This is a genomic window from Microbulbifer variabilis ATCC 700307 (assembly GCF_000380565.1).
GTDB lineage: Bacteria > Pseudomonadota > Gammaproteobacteria > Pseudomonadales > Cellvibrionaceae > Microbulbifer > Microbulbifer variabilis.
The window spans coordinates 125,904-144,852 of sequence record NZ_AQYJ01000022.1 but is presented as its reverse complement, the minus strand read 5'-3'; the positions used below and the strand labels follow the sequence as shown (position 1 = coordinate 144,852).

Below are 18,949 nucleotides of genomic sequence, written 5' to 3'. Positions count from 1 at the left end.
CTTGGACTAGACTTGCTTCAGCAGCTGGAATTCACCAGTCAACGATTAAGGCCATGGAACCCAGGTAGTCTTGTTCCTGAAATGTTACACCTCGTCACTATTGCCACTCACTCTGAAAGAATGTTCCCTGTTCTACAGGAATCCGCCAAACGCAATGGGGTTTCACTCACCATACTCGGTCAAGAACAACCATGGGAAAATTTTTCCACAAAAATCGATCTGCTTCTCCCTTTCTGCAAGACTCTACCGGAAGAAGATATCCTCTGTTATTTTGATGGTTTCGATTCAATAATCTTACCGGCCATTCATCAACTCGAGAGTAAATTTTATTCTTTTGACCGAGATATAGTATTCTCAAATGACCACCAACATAGTGGAACACAGGGTTTCTTCGAGCGAAAGTACTTTGCAGGAAACACCATATTTTCAACGGGTATATTTATAGGAAAAGTAAAAACATTAAGTCATCTATTTTCAGTCATTAAGGAGATGTATCCCGACTATAGCGATGACCAAAAAATGATAAGGGAATACTACACACACCATTCGCCTGAACACATTGGAATAGACGGCAAGTCCAGGCTCTTTTATAACTTTGACCTCTCAGACGGAAGCTTTAACCTTCTCAATCAGGTAAATTGCATTGACCAGGGGCAAATCCAGCTTAAAAATAAAGAGATGCCCTGCATTATTTCCTTTCCCTGCAGCTGGTTCGCCATAGGTGTTACAAAGAATATTCACGTACTATTAAAAGAACTAGGATATGATTATTACCATGAGGTTAACATCAAGAATACATTCAATGGATTAAAGCACTATATTGGCACGACCATCAAAGACAGTTTAAAGTCCTTGCTTAAAATCTAATTACTATAGCCTGAGTAAACTTAATATTTAAGTATTCTTAAACCACCCAAACCTGAATCAAATAAAGCTGCACGCATCCCGTGCTAGTAAAAACTGTAGCTCAATACAAATGGCGAATAAGGTCCCGCACACCAGTCGCCAGTATCTAGTTGGTAACAGTGCACACCGGCGGCAATGCAGTTTTCAAGTTCCCCCATGTAGGGGTCGCCCACAAGACAAAAACGCGGGAAAGCCGTAATTTCATCGGGTGGTACTGGGCTGCGCTTATAAGTGTAATAAACCGGGTCGCCACACAAATCCTGCCAAAAGCCGTCGGCGCAGCCGCCGAGCAACTGCGCAAATATCAAAGGCAGTATAATTTTACTCTTCATAAGAGATACATCGCCTTCCGCCAGAAATATCTATACAACGAGCACTGGGTGGACAAATAGAACCGGGCGCTAGCTCTTCAGAATCTCCGGGACAACTGGAATAACTGGATTTACGTGATGGGGGCGCTGCGGGCACGTGTGACGAAGGGGCAGGATAAGCACGGTAATCCAGATGGCGCGGTGTAGGTGGACTGTAAGGGTAAACCACTTGATTGCGTGTATCTGGTGTTCCACAAGCTGCCAATAACAAGCTCGTTGTAAACAATGAAATTACTATCGGGGATTTTTGCATGGGCACTTCTCCGTATCGGTACCACGCGAAATTGACTTCGCGTACTTCGGTAAAAGACCGGGTTATGCTGTAGCGATCTCCATGCGGATTCCCACAGAGGCTAATACACCCTCAGTATCGGGAAAAACCAACTAGAGGAATCGTACACTCTATCCTCGCAACTCTCCTCACACTGAAAACCGGCCGTTATAGGTGGCCGAAGTCGGGAGTGATGGGCGCCGGCATCAACAAAACTCTCGCCTTGCCTGGCTGTGCCAGTCTCAAAGAAGAATGGATCTTCACCCTCCACTTCCTCAGCCGGCAAAAACAAGCAACCCTGCATCACCAGTGCCGATACGACAGGAAAGGCGAATTTCCCTGAAGGTCTCATGATCCGACACTCCACATTTTCAGTGTTGCGTTGATAGTTGTCTTTCTCTGAGTCTAGTTGCCAGGGAATTTCCAGCCAGTTGGCGCCAAGTCATTTATTCGCATAATTCATCTTTAAGTGAATTTAAACGTCATTTTCCTTCCACCCCACTGCGTAGGCGAGCATACCTAAAAGCAATAGCTACATAAGGCAGCTCGAAAAATAAAAAAGCGGCCAAAGGCCGCTTTTTTAGGGTAATGACTCTGGAACCTTTACAGCAACAGTCGACGCACGTCTGCCAGCACGCTGACCAAATAAGTCATAAAGCGTCCGGCATCTCCGCCATTTACCGCGCGGTGATCGTAGGAGAGCGCCAAGGGCAACATCTGCCGGGGCTCAAAGTCCTTACCGTTCCACACCGGCTTCATCGCCAGCTTGGATACTCCGAGGATACCTACTTCCGGAGAATTGACGATCGGGGTAAATCCGGTGCCGCCGATAGCCCCCAGGCTGGAGATAGTGAAGCAAGCACCCTGCATCTCGTTGGGTTTCAACTTGCCATCACGGGCTTTCAGGGCCATCTCAGTGGCCTCGGCCGCCAGCTCGTACAAGCCTTTTTTATCCACATTGCGGATAACCGGCACCATTAAGCCTTTTGGCGTATCCACTGCCATCCCCACATGTACATAGTCCTTGCGCACAATGTGCTCGCCATCATTGTGCAGGGATACATTAAAGCTGGGCTCTGCGCGCAGGGCTGCGGCTACCGCTTTCAGCAGGAAAGGCACTGGGGTGAGCTTCACTCCGCGCTTCTCCGCCTCGGCCTTCATGGACTTGCGGAAGGTTTCCAGCTCAGTGATATCCGCATCATCAAACTGGGTGACGTGGGGCACATTAAGCCAGTTACGCGACATGTTGGCAGCGGTGATCTTGTGGATCTTGCTCATCGGCTCCACGTTCACCGGGCCAAACTGGCTGAAGTCGATATCCGGCATCTTGGCAATACCGATTCCACCGCCTACGCCAACGGCACCGCTCTCAGCCTTCTTCACCTGTTCGCGGATATAGTTGTGCAGATCATCCTTGGAGACCCGGTTGCGGGGACCCGTGGGCTTCACCTTGTTCAAGGTAACGCCCAACTCCCGCGCCAGTTTGCGCACGGCAGGACCGGCGTAAACCTGGGCTGCGGCGGTAAAATCTCGTTCCAGCTGATGATCTTTTTGCGGCACTGCCGGGGGCTCAACAGACGCAGATGCCTGCTGTGGCGCGCTCTCGGCAGGCGCTGTCGCTGCAGGGGCTGCAGCTGTAGCCGCGGGCTCGGCGGCGCCTATGGCAACTACTTTCAACACACCAAGGGTATCGCCAGTGGAAACCTTATCACCTTCCTTAACGGCGATAGAGACCACAGTACCGGCGCTGGGGGAAGGCACATCCATAGAGGCTTTATCGCCTTCCACCACAATCAGGGAGTCGCCCTCTTCGACCGCATCGCCGGGCTGTACACTGATCTCGATCACATCAACTGCATCGGCACCACCCAGGTCCGGGACCTGGATCGTTTCCTCTTTCGGCTCACCGCTCACTGCTGCCGCAGGGGCTTCAGCTGCGGGCTCGGCCGCCGGTGCAGTTTCTTCCTTGGCAGGTGCCGCAGCGGGCTCCTCTGCCGGCGCTTCCGCTACATCGGTTTCGATCTCCCCAATCACATCGCCTTCAGAGACCTTATCGCCCTCTTTCACGCTGATGCTGAGGATTTTGCCAGCCACTGGGGCTGGGACATCCATGGAGGCTTTATCGCCCTCCACCACAATCAGTGAATCCTCTTGCGCGACGGTATCGCCGACAGCAACAGTAATTTCAATCACATCCACCTGATCGGCACCACCGAGATCAGGCACTTTAATGACTTGTTTTGCCATAGGAGTTCTGCCTTCTCTTAGCTGATGCGTGGGTTAACTTTTTCGGCGTCGATATTGAGCTTCACGATCGCTTCCGCAACCTCTTTAGCATCAATAACACCCTGCTTGGCCAAGCCGTTCAGTGCGGCGATTACCACGTAGTTGCGATCCACTTCGAAGAAGCGGCGCAGCTGCTCACGGCTGTCACTACGACCAAAACCATCGGTGCCCAGGGTAGTCAGTTCACCGTCGATAAATTCGCGCAGAGGCTCCACGTAGGAACGGATGTAGTCGGTAGAGGCGATAACGGGAGACGTGTTGCCTTCAAACTGCTCAGTGATCCAGGCTTTGCGCGGCTCAGCTTCTGGGTGCAGCATATTCCAGCGCGCCGCATCCTGACCTTCACGGGCAGCTTCAACGGCGGAGGTGAGGCTCCACACGTCAGAAGTCACACCGAACTGGTCGGCGAGGATATCCGCCGCTGCCAGTACTTCGCGCAAAATAGTACCGCCACCAATCAGCTGCACATGCTTTTTCGCCGCTTTGCCCTTGGCGCCTTTCTTGACGTTGGACTGCAGCTTGTAGATACCGCGAATAATGCCTTCTTCCACACCCTGGGGCATTTCCGGCTGCAGGTAGTTTTCGTTCTCGATGGTGATGTAGTAGAAGAGGTTCTTCTGCTCCTCGTACATCTCTTTCAAGCCGCGCTGCATAACCACTGCCAGCTCGTAACCGTAGGCTGGGTCATAGCTGCGGCAGTTGGGGATAGTGGAGGACAGCACGTGGCTGTGACCGTCCTGGTGCTGCAGACCCTCACCGTTCAGGGTGGTGCGGCCGGCAGTGGCGCCGATCAGAAAACCGCGTGCCTGCATATCTCCAGCGGCCCAGGCCAGGTCGCCCACGCGCTGGAAGCCAAACATTGAATAGTAAATATAGAAAGGCACCATCGGCACGCCGTGGTTGCTGTAGGCAGTGGCCAACGCCATCCAGGCGGACATAGCGCCAGCTTCGTTGATGCCCTCTTCCAGCACCTGGCCTTTCTTGTCTTCCTTGTAATACATGATCTGGCCGTGATCCACCGGGGTGTAGCGCTGCCCCTGGGAGGAATAGATACCCAGCTGGCGGAACAGGCCTTCCATACCAAAGGTACGGGCTTCATCGGGAACGATCGGCGCGATGTTCTTGCCGATATTCTTGTCTTTTACTAGTGCGGCAATGGCGCGAACGAATGCCATGGTGGTGGAGATTTCACGCTCACCGGAGCCTTTAGTCAGTGCGCTAAATGCGTCGAGACCGGGAATTTCCAATTTCGGGCACTCAACCGGGCGACGGGGAACCGGACCACCCAGGGCCTTGCGACGCTCCGCCATATATTTCATTTCCGGGCTGTCCGGAGATGGACGGTAGTAAGGCACTTCTTCCAACTCTTTGTCGGTGAGCGGAATGGCAAAACGGTCGCGGAAACGCTTGAGGGAATCCAGGTCCAGCTTCTTCACGGAGTGAGTATCCATCGCCGCTTCACCGGCGGAGCCCAGGCCGTAGCCTTTAACCGTTTGCGCCAGGATTACAGTGGGCTGCCCTTTGTGGGCCATCGCCGCTGCGTAGGCTGCGTAAACTTTGTAAGGATCGTGGCCGCCGCGATTGAGCTTCATAATCTCATCGTCGGACATATCCTTAACCAGCTCCAACAGCTCCGGGTATTTGCCGAAGAAGTGTTCACGGGTATAGGCACCACCGTTGGCCTTGAAGTTCTGCATCTCGCCATCGACCACTTCGTCCATGACTTTCTGCAACAGGCCTTTATCATCTTTCTCCAGCAGCGGATCCCACAGGCGGCCCCAGAGCACTTTGACAACGTTCCAGCCGGCACCGCGGAATACGCCTTCCAGCTCCTGCACGATTTTGCCGTTGCCGCGAACCGGGCCGTCCAGGCGCTGCAGGTTACAGTTGACCACAAACACCAGGTTTTCCAGTTGCTCTCGGCCCGCCAGGGAAATTGCGCCCAGGGTTTCCGGCTCGTCACACTCGCCGTCACCGAGGAAAGCCCACACCTTGCGATCGCCGCGCGGGGACAGGCCGCGGGCAGACAGGTAGCGCATAATGTGTGCCTGGTAAATCGCCTGGATCGGCCCCAATCCCATGGAAACCGTGGGGAACTGCCAGTACTCCGGCATCAGCCAAGGGTGCGGGTAAGAGGAGAGGCCATTGCCGTTTACTTCGCGACGGAAGTTGTCCAGCTGCTCTTCATCGAAGCGCCCCTCGAGGTAGGAACGTGCATAAATGCCCGGCGCACTGTGACCCTGGAAGAAAATCAGGTCGCCGCGCTCTTCACCTTCATTGCCACGGAAGAAGTAGTTGAAGCCCACATCGTAGAGAGTAGCCGCAGAAGAGAAGCTGGAGATATGGCCGCCGAGATGGTCGTTGTTCTGGTTAGCGCGCACTACCATCGCCAGGGCATTCCAGCGGATCAGAGAGCGTATGCGGCGCTCCATAAACAGATCGCCGGGCATGCGTTTTTCCGCATTGGGCGGAATGGTATTGCGGTAGGGTGTGGTGATAGCCGCGGGCAGCTGTACGCCTACATCAGTAGCGCGATCGGACAACTGCTTCAGAAGGAAGGCTGCGCGTTCTTTGCCGCTGTAGCGGATAACCGCCTGCAGCGCATCCAGCCATTCCTGCGTTTCGAGGTTATCGGTATCTTCGTGCATCAAGTGCTCCTCGGCGAATTAGGCGACGTCGAGTCGGTCTATTTCTCAAAAATCGGTACGCGGGCAAACTACAGCGCGGGCAAAAAAAAGCTTCCTTTTTTTCTTGGTTCCGCCAATTCACCAACTTTGTTGGCGCAAATGCAAAGTGCGTGTTTCTTCACTTGAATATGGCGGAGAGGAAAAGCGACGCCATCTGCTACCGCAAATGCCTAGTTTGACTGTGATTATCTACTCCGGGATCCGCGCAAAGTGGCGGACAAAACCCCATTCCCGGTTGTTAGCGGAGAGGATTGTAGTATTACTACAAAAAATTTTCCAGATAGGACGGTTAGTAACAAATAAAACAAAAGGGCAAAACAATTATTTGCCATTTTGTCCTTTTACCGGAATATTTTATGGAAAGATTCAGAAAATGAACTACAAAATCGAGTCCCAAATAATAGTCTCGGTCACAGCCGAACCAGCTCCCCGCCGGATTGATATTCAGCGTAGACCAAGTAGCGCAGGGGACCACCCGCCGCCAGGGCATTGAAGGGGTAACAGGTCACCAGCAATAACCCGCGCTCGGCAAAGACCGGCAGGCGTTCGCTCTCGCTATCCACAATCCGCATCTCCGAAACCCGGTAAGTATGCCAGCGTCCGTATTTATCTTGCAGATAAATGGAGGTACCTCGCCTGACACGGTCCAATCCTGCAAAGTGAGTATCCCGATGAGCCGCAATCACTGTAGTGCGGTTTTCCCCTGGGCTCCCTGAACCCGACAACAAGCCGGGGCCAAAAGCCAGCGCCTGCCCACTGCCTCCGGCGAGAACAATTAATGGCGACTGTCCTTCCAGCTTCAATTTGGCCACAGGCCAAGTATCCGCCCAGGGCCAGGGCTTTTGCGGAGCCCCACCCTGCAACTGCTCCTCCCAGGCGCTGACAATCAGTAGCTGAGCCAACTGTGCCTTTGCCAGCAACCAGGCAGCGGAACCCAGCTGCCATAACCCCGCCACGAAGCACACCAGGAAAAGCAGGGGGCGGATCACGGACGAACTCCCCCAGGCCGGGCTTCAAAGCTATTTTGGGTACAGCGCACATCCGGCATTACCTTGCGCAACAGGTAGCGCAATTGATGCACCATGTTGCTGCGAAGCTTACGCCCGCGACTTAACAATGCTGCAAAGCTGAATAATCCCAGGGCAGCAAGCAGTTGGGTATAGACTCCAGTCGCTGTACTGGGGTAAGCCTGACGCTGCAGCACTTGCCCTCGAGGCACCACATTGGTAACCGGGCCGCGGGCGAGTTTATCCTTTTCATTGCGAACCACTTTCTCCTCTACAGCAACAAAACTGGTATAAGGGCTAGCCAGCTGGTGCGCCAGGGCTAGCTGCAAAATTTGTTCACGCAATACTTGGCCAGTATCACTGCTCTCACCGATCTGCATCTGCTGGTCACGCAAGGATTCAATTTTGCTGCGCGCCCACAGGCTTCCAAGACTGCCACCATGTCCAGATTCATCGACTTTTAAAGCCAGCTTACGCACAAACTGTTTGTCTGCCATACGCCCACGTAGCTTGATTTCCCCCTGAAAATTACCGCCCTCTACCCTGGCCACCAGTTGTAAGGGTTCACCACGATAAAGATCCGGAATTCTCTTGGGGTAAGCATCCGCTACTAACCCCTCGGGCCAGCTGAGCTGCAGGTCAGTGGCCACGGGGTTTTCAAGCTTGGTGAACAGGGCGTGCATACGCTCACGCACTTCAGTAATATCTCCGATGGTGACAAAGGCACCTCGCCCAAACTGCGCAGCCTTGCGCATAAAATGATTGTTGGGTGCCGAGCCAATCCCCACAGTGAAAAGACGGGTGTTATTTAAGTGCTGGTGTATGACCTCAAACAGCGCTTGTTCATTCCCTACCGCCCCGTCAGTAATAAAAACCACCTGGTGCACCAGGTTGATATCGCCCGGTAACTGCTGCTCCAAAGCCAGGCGCAGAGCCGGTGCCATCTCTGTGCCACCTTCTGCATTCAAGATTTCTATTTCCTGCCGTGCGCGACGGATATTTTCCGCACTTGCCACTACAGGGCGTGGAAAAAGGGCACGGCTAGCGCTGTTAAATGCGATCACATTAAAACGATCATTCACACTCAGGCGAGCAAGTGCCAGTATCAGGCTTTCCTTAGCCTGACGAATGGAATTGCCGGACATGGAGCCAGAGGTATCAATTACAAAAACCACTTCCCGCTGCAGGCGCTGGCTGCGAATACCGTCATCGGGCGGCAGTAACATCACCTGTAAGTAGGTTCCAGCTTTCTCACTAGTAGCATCGATCCTCTCACTGAACAGGGCGGCGCGAGGCAGGGCCGAGGCATGCGGCTGCCAGCGCAGGACAAAATCCCGATCCATACTCACCGCTCCTTCTCGCAGATGGACGTCGTAGCGCCCGCCCTCTTGATCCTCAACATCAATTTTGTGATAGGGGCTGCTGACTTGTGCCAGTGGCAGACCGCTATGCAACTCCACTTCAATAGCCATCTTATGGCTGCCAATAGCGTGAAGCTCCTCAGCCGGCTGCATTAGTGGGGTAATGGCCGGGGCATCCGGTACCTGATTTGTCGGTAGGGCCCAGCCATTATGTTGTGTTACCAGATTCAACTCATCTCCACCAAGCGCATGCACAGGGACAGACTCACCTGGGATATAACGGGGTGTTAGCGTAGTAGGCATACGTAGGGAAAACGTACCCCCATCGTAAGTCACCGGTTGGATGTAGCGGATATTTACCTGCACTACCTCTCCCGGTGCAATATTGGCAACCTTATTGGTGAACAAATTAGGCCGTTGTTGCTCCAGTAAGGCTGCGCGCTTGCCCGCCGCACGGGCAGCCTTATAAATCTTCGCCGCCTGCTTGCGTTCACGTACTTTTCCGACAATCAAGCGCTCGCCTAACTGGATTTGTAACCTGGCAACGGCCGTCTGTTCTGGCAGTGGTAATGCATAAATGGCTTCCTGCCAATTATCGCTGGTATTTTGAAATTTTTGCTGTAGCTGTACATCTGCAACCAGTCCGCGAATAACTATTTTGACTTGGCTCGCTAGGTGTACTGCGGGAATATAGCGGCCCATCTCAGCACCGGTAAATAACAAGTCACCAGCCTTTACCTCATCCAGGGTAACCGTTTCCAAGAAGGCAGCATCAGTGTCCACCTCACCGGGCAGTTCTTGCGCGTTCACCTCTGCACCAATAGCCGCGATTACTACCGCCAATACCACCACAATAAACAATATCCAGCGGCCCAGACCACCGCTGCGCTGACGACGGCGATAGTATTCCTCTGTCGGCAGCATCAGATCATCTTTGTGAAAGCGTTGCCCGAACAACATCACCCTGTTCACAAACTTCCCTCCACTTTTTAATTAACTGGGGTTATTAAAAACAGGGAAGCAGGCGAAACACGGCAACGAATCGGGCGAAAGTAAGGAGCAAAAATGACGAATTATGGCGGGTAGAAAATTGCAAAGCCCTAAGAGCCAAGCCGGAACTGCAGGAACAAAAAAACCGGCGCCAGCGCCGGTTTTTTCAACTAGAACTGGATTAATCGACCAGGCCGTAATCCTTGCGCAGAACTTCAAGCAGCTCTTCTTTGGGGTTATCTGAAATCTCCAGTTCCTTGCCGGTAATTTTCTCGGCAATACCCACGTAGGTGGCGGAGAGATCCATCAGCATAGACTCGGGCAACTCGTTATCACGGGCCAGAGCCAGACGCTCACCCATACGGTCTTTGTTCAGAAGGATATCGGAATCCGGGAAGTGGTTTAGCAGGGCCTGACGGAAACCCTCTTTGGAGTTTTCCACAACCTTGCCAGCGCGGTATTGTTCACCGTCCCAGATACGAGAGGAATCCGGGGTGCCCACCTCATCCATGTAGATCAGTTTTTCTTCACCGTTGGCATCGGTCACGTAACCGAACTCAAACTTGGTGTCGACGAAGACTTGGTCAAGCTTTTCAAGCTCCGTAGAAATTACATCGAAGCCCTCTTTCAGCAGCTTTTCATACAGGTCAATGTCTCCCGAATCGCGGAAGTCAAATGCCTCGACATTGTCCTCAATATTCTTGCGGGTGATATTTACATCATCGGCTTCCGGCACACCGGGGATGCCCTTGAGAATACCTTTCGTGGAGGGAGTAATTAGCAGCTCTGGCAGCTTCTGGTCTTTTTGCAGACCATCGGGGATTTCAATCCCGCAGAACTCGCGCTCACCCTTCTGATAGGAACGCCACATGGAGCCAGTGATGTACTGGCGGGCGATCGCTTCGATCATAACCGGGCGTGCCTTCTGTACGATCCACACCAGCGGGTGCGGGATATCCAGAATGTGGCTATCGGCCAGGCCTTGTTCTTTAAACAACTTGAACCAGTGGTTGGAAATAGCGTTCAATGCCGCGCCCTTGCCAGGCACGCCACGCATACCGCCTTCACCGGTCCAGATGCAGTCGAATGCAGAGATGCGATCAGAAATTACCATCACTGCGAGAGGCGCGTCCGGCGCTACCGGATAACCTTTCTCCTCGATCAGGCGACGGCTGTCGGCCTCGGTCAGCCAGTAAACGGAGCGAACTTTGCCACTGTGGATGGGCTTGTCAGTGCGGATAGGCAGGTCATTATTGACCGCTAGGACTTTGTCAGCCAGGCTCATGGGCTCTCACCTATTTGAAGGGACCAAATAAAAGAAAGCGCGGCATTCTAGCAAATGCCGCGACCTACAGACAAAGAAAAGATATCGATTAAATACCCAAATCAGATAATTAATCCGATATTCGCCTCGCCTCCCACTCAGCCTGGTGCTCACTGGTAGGCCAGGCACTCATAATGGCCTTAAGCAAAGTCGCCAGAGGGATAGCAAAGAAGACACCCCAGAACCCCCAGATGCCACCAAAAAACAAAACTGCCAGAATAATTGCCACTGGGTGAAGGTTGACCGCTTCAGAAAAAAGCAACGGTACCAACACATTACCATCGAGCAGCTGGATAATGCCGTAGGTGATCATCAAGTAGAAAAACTCATTGCTCCACCCCCACTGAAACAAGCCTATGGCCGCCACTGGAATCGTCACTACCGCAGCGCCGATATAGGGAATCAACACGCTGAACCCTACTGCTACCGCGAGCAGTAAGGCGTAATTCACCCCTAACAGTAGAAAAGCGGCATAGCTGACCGCTGCCACTATGCCAATCTCTACCACCTTACCGCGCACATAGTTTGCCACCTGGTCGTTCATCTCATGCCAGATCTGATGCATCATCGGACGCTCCTTTGGCAAGAAGGAGGTGCACCAGCGGATCAATTGATCGGAATCCTTGAGGAAGAAAAACACCAGGATCGGCACCACCACCACATAAATCAACAATCCGGCAAAAATTGGCAGGTTGGTCAGGGAGAAGGCTAGCAGGGTCTGACCTATGCCACCCAACTCACTGCCCAGTAAGTTAAAAATCTCATCGATCTGCGCCGCTGAAATCAGGCGTGGGTATCGCTCAGGCAACAGCAGTAGAAGTTCCTGCCCGCGCTGAACCATATTCGGCAACTCCGCACCCAGCCGCACTAGCTGGCGCCAGATAATTGGTAGCACTACAAACAGTAAGGCAACGATGGCGCCCACCAGCACCAGGCAAGCCAGTGTTACTGCCATCCAGTGGGGCACCCGCCAGGATTTAAGCTTTTGCACCATGCCCTGCATTAAAAAGGCTATTACCAAAGCCGTAAGTACAGGCGCTAATACCACCCCGAGTGTGGCCAGCACCACCAGAGCTACAGTAAGAAGCAGCACCAGCAGCACCACTTCTTCCTGGCTGAAGTAGCGATTCACCCAGCCTTTAACAATCGATAACATGGATTCTCGGGATTGGTTCATCATTTGCCAGCGTACAGCCAATATAGAAAGGTATTATCACGCCGCTCTGCGCGCAGTAGCGACCTACCGCTCAAGGCGGCAAAGCTGTGAAAATCGCGCCAGGAAGCTTCATCTGTTGCTATCACACACAAAAGAGTTCCCACCTCATACTCGCGCAGGGCGCGACGCATGGCCAACAGGGGCTGGGGGCACGGCAAATTCCGCGCATCCACCCTCTCCGCCGCGTCCCAATCTGGAAGCGGTTGTTCTCGCACTGTCTCAGTGGGGATTTTTGCCATTGGCTATTCAGTCACACGCTTTGAATTGCCGCGGATTATAGCGCGTAATCTGCGCCACACACCCACAAAGCTTTACCCTTTTTAACCCTCTACGTGGCGCAAAGCTGAACCATTTGTGCTCCACTGAGTCCAAACCTCGACAGTTCAATAGGGTTGCGTATAGAGTTGGACTATAGATCCTTCACGGACAGACCGAGCAGTAATTGAGATGACTGATTCCCACAAGACCCTGCCTCGCCGTTGTAACAAAGCGCCTCTAACGCAGCGATTCCGCACCGGCCTTAGGGCGCTGGGTATAGGCCTGCTACTCGGCGCCACCCCGATCGCCACCACCGCAGACAGCGAGGAAATACGTCTACCGGAGCTGGGCGACAGCACTAGCGGGGTAGTTTCGCGCCAACGGGAAAAAGAGCTGGGGCAAATGTGGCTGCGTATGTTCCGCAGCCAAGTGAAAACCTCCTCTGATGCCCTGCTCCAACAATATGTAGAGCAAACCGTAAAGGGGCTGGCGGAATACAGCCCACTGGAAGACAAGAATATCGATGTGGTCGTGGTGAGCAATGAAACCATGAACGCATTTGCGGTTCCCGGTGGGATTATGGGTATCCATACCGGTCTCTTTCTATTTGCCGAAAATGAAGACCAGTTCGCCTCGGTGATCGCCCACGAACTCGGGCACCTCAGTCAGCGGCACTACGCGCGATCACTGGAAGCCCAGCGCAACAGTACCATCCCCACTCTGGCTGGCATGCTCGGCGCCCTGGTACTCGCCGCCACTGCCGGCGGCGAAGCTGGCCTCGCTGCCATGACTGCCACCCAAGCTGCAGCTTTGGATAACCAGCTACGCTTCAGCCGCAAGAATGAGCAGGAAGCAGACCGGGTGGGCATCGAAACCCTGGCCAAATCCGGGCGCGATCCGGAAGCCGCCGGTGAAATGTTCGAACAAATGCTCAAGGCAACCCGCTACTACCGCCGCCCACCAGAATTCCTACTCACCCACCCAGTGACAGAAAAACGTATCGCTGATGCCAAGCTCCGCTCCCAGCGCATGACAAAAGTACCTCCGAGTGATAGCCGGGACTATCATCTGATGCGCGCCCGTATTCGCCTGGCCGGGGAGCCAACCCCCCAACAAGCTGTAAAACGCTTCAATGCCGAGCTAAACGGCATCAATGACAATGAAGACGCCGCACGCTATGGCCTGGCCTTGGCGCAGCTTGCCGCGGGTAAACCAGATACAGCCCTGGATACCCTTCAGCCGCTGCTTGATAAAGAACCTTCAAAGGCCGCCTTTGTACTGGCGCGAGCCGACATCGACCTGGTGCGGGAAGATTATTCCAGTGCCACCCAGCGTCTGCAGCATGCACTTGACCGCAACCCTGGTGATCACGCCCTAATCATGGGCCTCGCCAATGCCCACTTTAAAGCCGGCAATTACCTGGCTGCGGAGCGCCTGTTGGCCAAATATAGCCGCATACGCAAGAAAGACCCCTCCGTATGGTATCTGCTGGCGGAGACCCATGGACTCGCTGGGGACATCGTCGGAGTGCATGAGGCCCGCGCCGAGTACTACATTCTCAATGGCGTCTTCGATAAAGCCCTTCAGCACCTGCGTCACGGTATTCGCATGACTAAAAACGAATACCAGACCAATGCCATTCTCGAGCAGCGCCTCAAGGATGTGATCAAAATGCAGGAAAAAGCCAAAGAGCTTTAACCCAAAATAAAAAGCGGCCAACAGCCGCTTTTTATCGCTATACGGCTAAATTAACCCGTCAGGCCCTGCGAAAATCCAACATTCGCTGCAGGGGAATCATTGCCTTGCGGCCCAGCTCCGCATCTACAAAAATTTCATTATCGCCGCGCTCCAAAACCCCACAGAGATTTTCCAGGGAGTTCATCGCCATCCAAGGGCAGTTGGCACAGCTGCGACAAGTGGCACCGGCACCGGCAGTAGGCGCAACCATCAGTTCCTTATCTGGACACTCCTGCTGCATTTTGTAGAAGATGCCCTGATCGGTGGCTACGATAAAGCGCTTTTCCGGGCGGGTTTTGGCCGCGTTGATAATCTGCGAAGTGGAGCCTACGACATCCGCCAAAGCAACCACCGACGCGGGAGATTCCGGGTGTACCAATACCACCGCATCTGGATACAGGGCTTTCAGGTCTTCCACTCCCTTGGCCTTGAACTCCTCATGCACAATACAGGAGCCATCCCACAGTAAGACGTCTGCGCCGGTCTCGCGCTGAACGTAGCCACCAAGATGCTTATCCGGTGCCCAGAGGATTTTCTCACCGTTGGCATCTAGGTGATCTACCACATCCAGGGCGATGCTGGAGGTTACCACCCAATCCGCGCGTGCCTTTACCGCAGCGGACGTGTTGGCATATACCACTACTGTGCGATCGGGATGCTGGTCACAGAATTCTGAAAATTCATCGGGTGGACAGCCCAGGTCCAGGGAACAGGTGGCCTCCAGAGTAGGCATCAGGACACGCTTGTTCGGGGTCAGGATCTTGGCCGTCTCCCCCATAAATTTCACCCCCGCCACCACGAGAGTATCAGCGCTATGCCTAGCGCCAAAGCGGGCCATTTCCAAGGAGTCAGATACACAGCCGCCCGTCTCTTCAGCCAGAGCCTGGATCAGTGGATCCGTATAATAGTGAGCCACCAGTACGGCATTCTGCTCTTCTAACAGGCGCTTGATACGTTCACGCCAGCCTTGCAATTCCTCATCACTGTATTGAGTCACAACCGGCTCCGCCAGGTGTGCCTGCACCAGTGAGCGGGATTCTACCGTTTCTGCGGCAACGGACTTTTGGGTCATGGCTAACTACCACTACTCGCGAAAAGGGCGCATTATAGCGCATTGCAGCGCCAACACAGTGCTTTCACAACCTCATCTATAGTTACTACGCCATTGGACAGCGCCGACTGCCTGGAGTTTGTATCTGCGCATTCCTCCTGGTTTTGACCGTCCCCAAAGGAATTTATGGATACAGCTGATTGCATAGTGATCGGGGCCGGAGCCCTGGGTCTTGCCAGTGCTAATGCACTCGCCCGCTCTGGTCGCCGGGTTATAGTACTCGAGCAACACAATGCTATAGGTACGGAGATCAGCGCTCGCAGCAGCGAAGTCATTCATGCAGGGATCTACTACCCGACTAATAGCCTAAAAGCCCGCGCGTGCGTCGAAGGCAAGTCCAGGCTCTACAGGTTCTGCGAGCAATATGCCGTAGCGCACAAGCGCATCGGTAAGTTAATCGTGGCCACCAGCGAGGACCAATTGCCTCAACTACATGCGTTGAAAGTACAAGGCGATGCAAACAACGCAGGGGGGCTGCAAATTCTTACTGCAAAGGATGTCCGAAAGCTGGAACCCGATTTGGAGTGCTGCGCTGCAATTTATTCCCCAACGACAGGCATTTTTGATAGCCACGCCCTGCTACTCGCTCTTCAGGGAGCCCTGGAAGATCAAGGTGGCCAACTAGCCCTATCAACCAGAGTCACAAACCTGTCGTTCACTGGGCACGACTATCTGCTGACAATGGAGGATGGCTACCAGCTCAAGACACCCCGGCTGGTAGTAGCCGCAGGACTCCACACCAATAAGTTGCTTTCCGGCATAGATGAAGCCACTCTCAGAGCAATCCCACCACTGTATATGGCCAAGGGGAGCTACTTTACCCTATCCGGCAAGGCTCCTTTCTCACACTTGATTTACCCCCTGCCTGAACGAGGTGGGCTGGGTATACATCTCACTCTCGATTTAGCCGGCCATGCTCGATTTGGGCCTGATGTAGAATGGGTCAATGCGATTGACTACAGCATAGACGCAAAGCGCGGTGAAAAATTCTATCGAAACATCCGCCGGTATTGGCCCGGCCTACCAAGTGGCTCTTTACACGCTGACTACGCAGGAATACGCCCAAAACTGGTCCCCAAAGGTGCCCCTGCAGGCGATTTTTACATCTATCAAAAAGGCCAGGCATCTAACCTGCAGTTGCTAGCCTTTTTTGGTATTGAATCCCCCGGCTTAACCTCTGCACTTTACCTCGGCGAACTCGCTGCCCTAGCCATGGGAAAATATCTTAGCCGGGAATAACTGCTCAATTATCTTTTAATTTCTTGACGAAAGTTCCCACTCAGAAATTCTTTTTGCACACTGTAAAATGGAACAGCAACCCCTTCCACAAGATCATATCCACTTAATATCCTGCGCCTTCTTTGGCTTATCTATTGGAAAACGCTCCCCATATTTCCACTGCCATTTTGTGTTACCTGGGCGGTTTGGCTGCCATTTGTCTGGGAAGCAAACTGTAAATTGTCACCCCCTAGTTGATTAACCATTACAGCACCTCCGCTAATAGCATTCTGCTCGGTCTCAGCAACATTCATTTCACCCCCTACCCTAAAGATATGGCTGAAATGACCGGATAATAGATCCAATATTCGTACCACAACTCTACATTGGATTTTCAGTCAGAATATCAGTCGCCATTAGGCTTTGCTCCAGTCTACCAGCGGCACTTTACCGGTAATTCCAAATCAGTTCGCAACAACTTTAACCGGCCCAATGATAATTCTCAGACTATAGAATTTTTTATTTTTTCAGTAAGTCTCATGAACCCGGAAACAATTCCTGGCAATAAAATTCCACTAAAGTTTTATCACTAAATTCTGCATGGCCTAAACAGGTACTATTAACCACCCAAAAAGCCAAAGCAATCGCTCTTTGCAGAATACAGCTATAAAACAGCGCTGATTTTCACTAAGGTCAATGCGCGATAAGAATTACAGATCGGAATGTGGATAACTGACTACGAGAGACTTACGCCCCATAGCACTGAATCAATTGAGATACAGAAAAGCTAAATACTTAGAAACTATTCTCAAATCGGCTGATCCTGGGCCGATCAACCACTGAGCTAATTTTTATTGAACGAGAGGGATATCGCCATGAGAAAGAAGCACTGAAAGTATAGGAAAAAAATTTGTGCCCACTTCCCTATTCAACTTCAACATTCGCACTGGCATAACTGAATTTAAGTTTCACCATAAGAATATTGGAAACTATGCCAAAGAGGGGAATCATGTTGACGAAATGTAGTTATGCAATAATCTCTCGGGAATCGGATGACAGAAGGAGACTGTAGAGAAATTCAGATGCTCTCATAATCGCTGAATTCTGAGAGGTTTTGGAGATGGTGGGTCGTGCTGGATTCGAACCAGCGACCAATTGGTTAAAAGCCAACTGCTCTACCAACTGAGCTAACGACCCTTTAACGTTGGGCTATCTTGGTATGTCCCAACTCAGGAAGCTTTTATTCTCGCGCGGAGATATAAAAAGCATACTGGGTAATTGTGTGCTTACCCGGTGGAAAATGGTGGGTCGTGCTGGATTCGAACCAGCGACCAATTGGTTAAAAGCCAACTGCTCTACCAACTGAGCTAACGACCCTTTTCCGTGCCTCAATGTGAGGAGCTGCGTATCTTACGGATCTATTCCGAAAAGACAATACCTAATTCGAAAAAAAATCCAACAAATTTAAGGAGTTAGGTATTTTCTTTGAAATTTGGCACCAGGTACCGGTCACTGTGCATAGACTGTAGGGTCTTCAAGGCCTGCATCTGCAAAACCCGCTGCGCGCAGACGGCAACTATCGCAACGCCCACAGGCGGCTCCATCCGGGCGCGCCTGGTAACAGGATACCGTCAAACTGTAGTCCACCCCAAGACGCGTCCCTTCACGCACAATATCCGCTTTACTCATCTGCATCAGAGGCGCGCGGATTGAGAGCTTGTGCCCCTCAACGCCAGCACGGGTGGCAAGGTTTGCCATTTTTTCATAGGCATCAATGTATTCTGGGCGGCAGTCGGGATACCCAGAATAGTCCACCGCATTAACACCAACGAAAATATCCTGCGCCCCCAGAACCTCAGCCCAACCGAGGGCAATAGAAAGGAAAACCGTATTTCGTGCAGGTACATAGGTGACAGGGATGCCAGCAGTTTCCTCTTCCGGTACCTCAATAGAGTCATCGGTCAGAGCAGAGCCGCCAATAGCGCGCAGGTCCAGCTTGACTACCTTGTGCTCACGGGCACCCTGGGCCTTGGCAACCCTTTCCGCGGCTAACAGTTCGGCCTCATGGCGCTGACCATAATCGAACCCTAATGCGTAGCATTCATAGCCCTCAGCATTCGCCATAGCGAGTACGGTGGCTGAATCCAGGCCTCCAGATAGCAAAATTACCGCTTTCTTTGCAGTCATCAGTTCCTCATTTATTTAT

General features: G+C 52.6%; 16 protein-coding genes and 2 tRNA genes. 3 read left to right on the top strand and 15 right to left on the bottom strand.

What is annotated here, in order from left to right; translation table 11 throughout:
- Positions 1–12: 12 nt before the first annotated feature.
- Entirely contained in the window at positions 13–867 is an 855-nt protein-coding gene (locus tag G367_RS0104850; protein WP_157533343.1) for a glycosyltransferase domain-containing protein, read from the top strand.
- A gap of 83 nt (positions 868–950) precedes the next feature.
- Here the strand turns inward: G367_RS0104850 and G367_RS0104845 are convergent, their stop codons facing one another.
- The 10 genes from G367_RS0104845 to G367_RS0104805 all read right to left on the bottom strand — a co-directional run bounded on the left by G367_RS0104845 (position 951) and on the right by G367_RS0104805 (position 12,658).
- Positions 951–1,238: a hypothetical protein gene (locus G367_RS0104845; protein ID WP_020411981.1), complete on the bottom strand. Its 288-nt coding sequence runs from the start codon at positions 1,236–1,238 to the stop codon at positions 951–953.
- On the bottom strand, positions 1,228–1,530 hold the full coding sequence (locus G367_RS26010; RefSeq protein WP_157533342.1) for a hypothetical protein: 303 nt from the start codon (positions 1,528–1,530) through the stop codon (positions 1,228–1,230). Before G367_RS26010 ends, G367_RS0104845 begins: the two co-directional genes overlap by 11 nt.
- A 100-nt stretch (positions 1,531–1,630) precedes the next feature.
- Positions 1,631–1,900 carry a hypothetical protein gene (locus G367_RS0104840; RefSeq protein ID WP_020411980.1) on the bottom strand — a complete coding sequence of 90 codons (270 nt, stop codon included), beginning with the start codon at positions 1,898–1,900 and terminating at the stop codon, positions 1,631–1,633.
- A 251-nt stretch (positions 1,901–2,151) separates the two neighbouring features.
- Complete coding sequence (gene aceF / locus G367_RS0104835; protein ID WP_020411979.1) at positions 2,152–3,795, bottom strand: dihydrolipoyllysine-residue acetyltransferase; 1,644 nt, start codon at positions 3,793–3,795, stop codon at positions 2,152–2,154.
- 17 nt (positions 3,796–3,812) lie between these two features.
- On the bottom strand, positions 3,813–6,482 hold the full coding sequence (gene aceE, locus G367_RS0104830) for a pyruvate dehydrogenase (acetyl-transferring), homodimeric type (protein WP_020411978.1): 2,670 nt from the start codon (positions 6,480–6,482) through the stop codon (positions 3,813–3,815).
- A gap of 449 nt (positions 6,483–6,931) precedes the next feature.
- A complete protein-coding gene (locus tag G367_RS0104825; protein WP_020411977.1) occupies positions 6,932–7,510 on the bottom strand; it encodes a class GN sortase in 579 nt (192 codons plus the stop codon).
- Positions 7,507–9,861, bottom strand: coding sequence for a marine proteobacterial sortase target protein (locus G367_RS23100; protein ID WP_157533341.1), 2,355 nt, complete (start codon positions 9,859–9,861; stop codon positions 7,507–7,509). Before G367_RS23100 ends, G367_RS0104825 begins: the two co-directional genes overlap by 4 nt.
- A gap of 199 nt (positions 9,862–10,060) precedes the next feature.
- The gene (locus tag G367_RS0104815; protein ID WP_020411975.1) at positions 10,061–11,164 is read right to left on the bottom strand and encodes a phosphoribosylaminoimidazolesuccinocarboxamide synthase; all 1,104 of its coding nucleotides are present in this window, start codon (positions 11,162–11,164) and stop codon (positions 10,061–10,063) included.
- Positions 11,165–11,273: 109 nt separating this feature from the next.
- Entirely contained in the window at positions 11,274–12,359 is a 1,086-nt protein-coding gene (locus G367_RS0104810; RefSeq protein WP_040628242.1) for an AI-2E family transporter, read from the bottom strand.
- Between the two features lie 20 nt (positions 12,360–12,379).
- On the bottom strand, positions 12,380–12,658 hold the full coding sequence (locus G367_RS0104805) for a sulfurtransferase TusA family protein (protein WP_020411973.1): 279 nt from the start codon (positions 12,656–12,658) through the stop codon (positions 12,380–12,382).
- A gap of 208 nt (positions 12,659–12,866) precedes the next feature.
- Between G367_RS0104805 and G367_RS0104800 the strand changes: the two genes are divergently transcribed.
- Entirely contained in the window at positions 12,867–14,375 is a 1,509-nt protein-coding gene (locus G367_RS0104800) for a M48 family metalloprotease (RefSeq protein WP_020411972.1), read from the top strand.
- A gap of 58 nt (positions 14,376–14,433) precedes the next feature.
- On the opposite strand, the gene nadA is transcribed toward G367_RS0104800, so the two are convergent.
- Positions 14,434–15,486: a quinolinate synthase NadA gene (gene nadA, locus G367_RS0104795; RefSeq protein WP_020411971.1), complete on the bottom strand. Its 1,053-nt coding sequence runs from the start codon at positions 15,484–15,486 to the stop codon at positions 14,434–14,436.
- A gap of 165 nt (positions 15,487–15,651) precedes the next feature.
- Here nadA and G367_RS0104790 point away from each other — a divergent pair, with 165 nt between their 5' ends.
- Positions 15,652–16,764 (top strand): NAD(P)/FAD-dependent oxidoreductase, encoded by a 1,113-nt coding sequence (locus G367_RS0104790; protein ID WP_020411970.1) that lies wholly within the window; start codon positions 15,652–15,654, stop codon positions 16,762–16,764.
- 131 nt (positions 16,765–16,895) lie between these two features.
- Here G367_RS0104790 and G367_RS26005 read toward each other — a convergent pair whose 3' ends face one another.
- The 4 genes from G367_RS26005 to queC form a co-directional block, all read right to left on the bottom strand.
- Positions 16,896–17,057, bottom strand: coding sequence for a hypothetical protein (locus G367_RS26005; protein WP_020411969.1), 162 nt, complete (start codon positions 17,055–17,057; stop codon positions 16,896–16,898).
- 807 nt (positions 17,058–17,864) lie between these two features.
- Positions 17,865–17,940, bottom strand: a tRNA-Lys gene (locus tag G367_RS0104780).
- Positions 17,941–18,044: 104 nt separating this feature from the next.
- Positions 18,045–18,120: transfer RNA gene (locus G367_RS0104775), tRNA-Lys, on the bottom strand.
- Between the two features lie 132 nt (positions 18,121–18,252).
- Positions 18,253–18,930, bottom strand: coding sequence for a 7-cyano-7-deazaguanine synthase QueC (gene queC / locus G367_RS0104770; protein WP_020411967.1), 678 nt, complete (start codon positions 18,928–18,930; stop codon positions 18,253–18,255).
- Positions 18,931–18,949 lie beyond the last annotated feature (19 nt).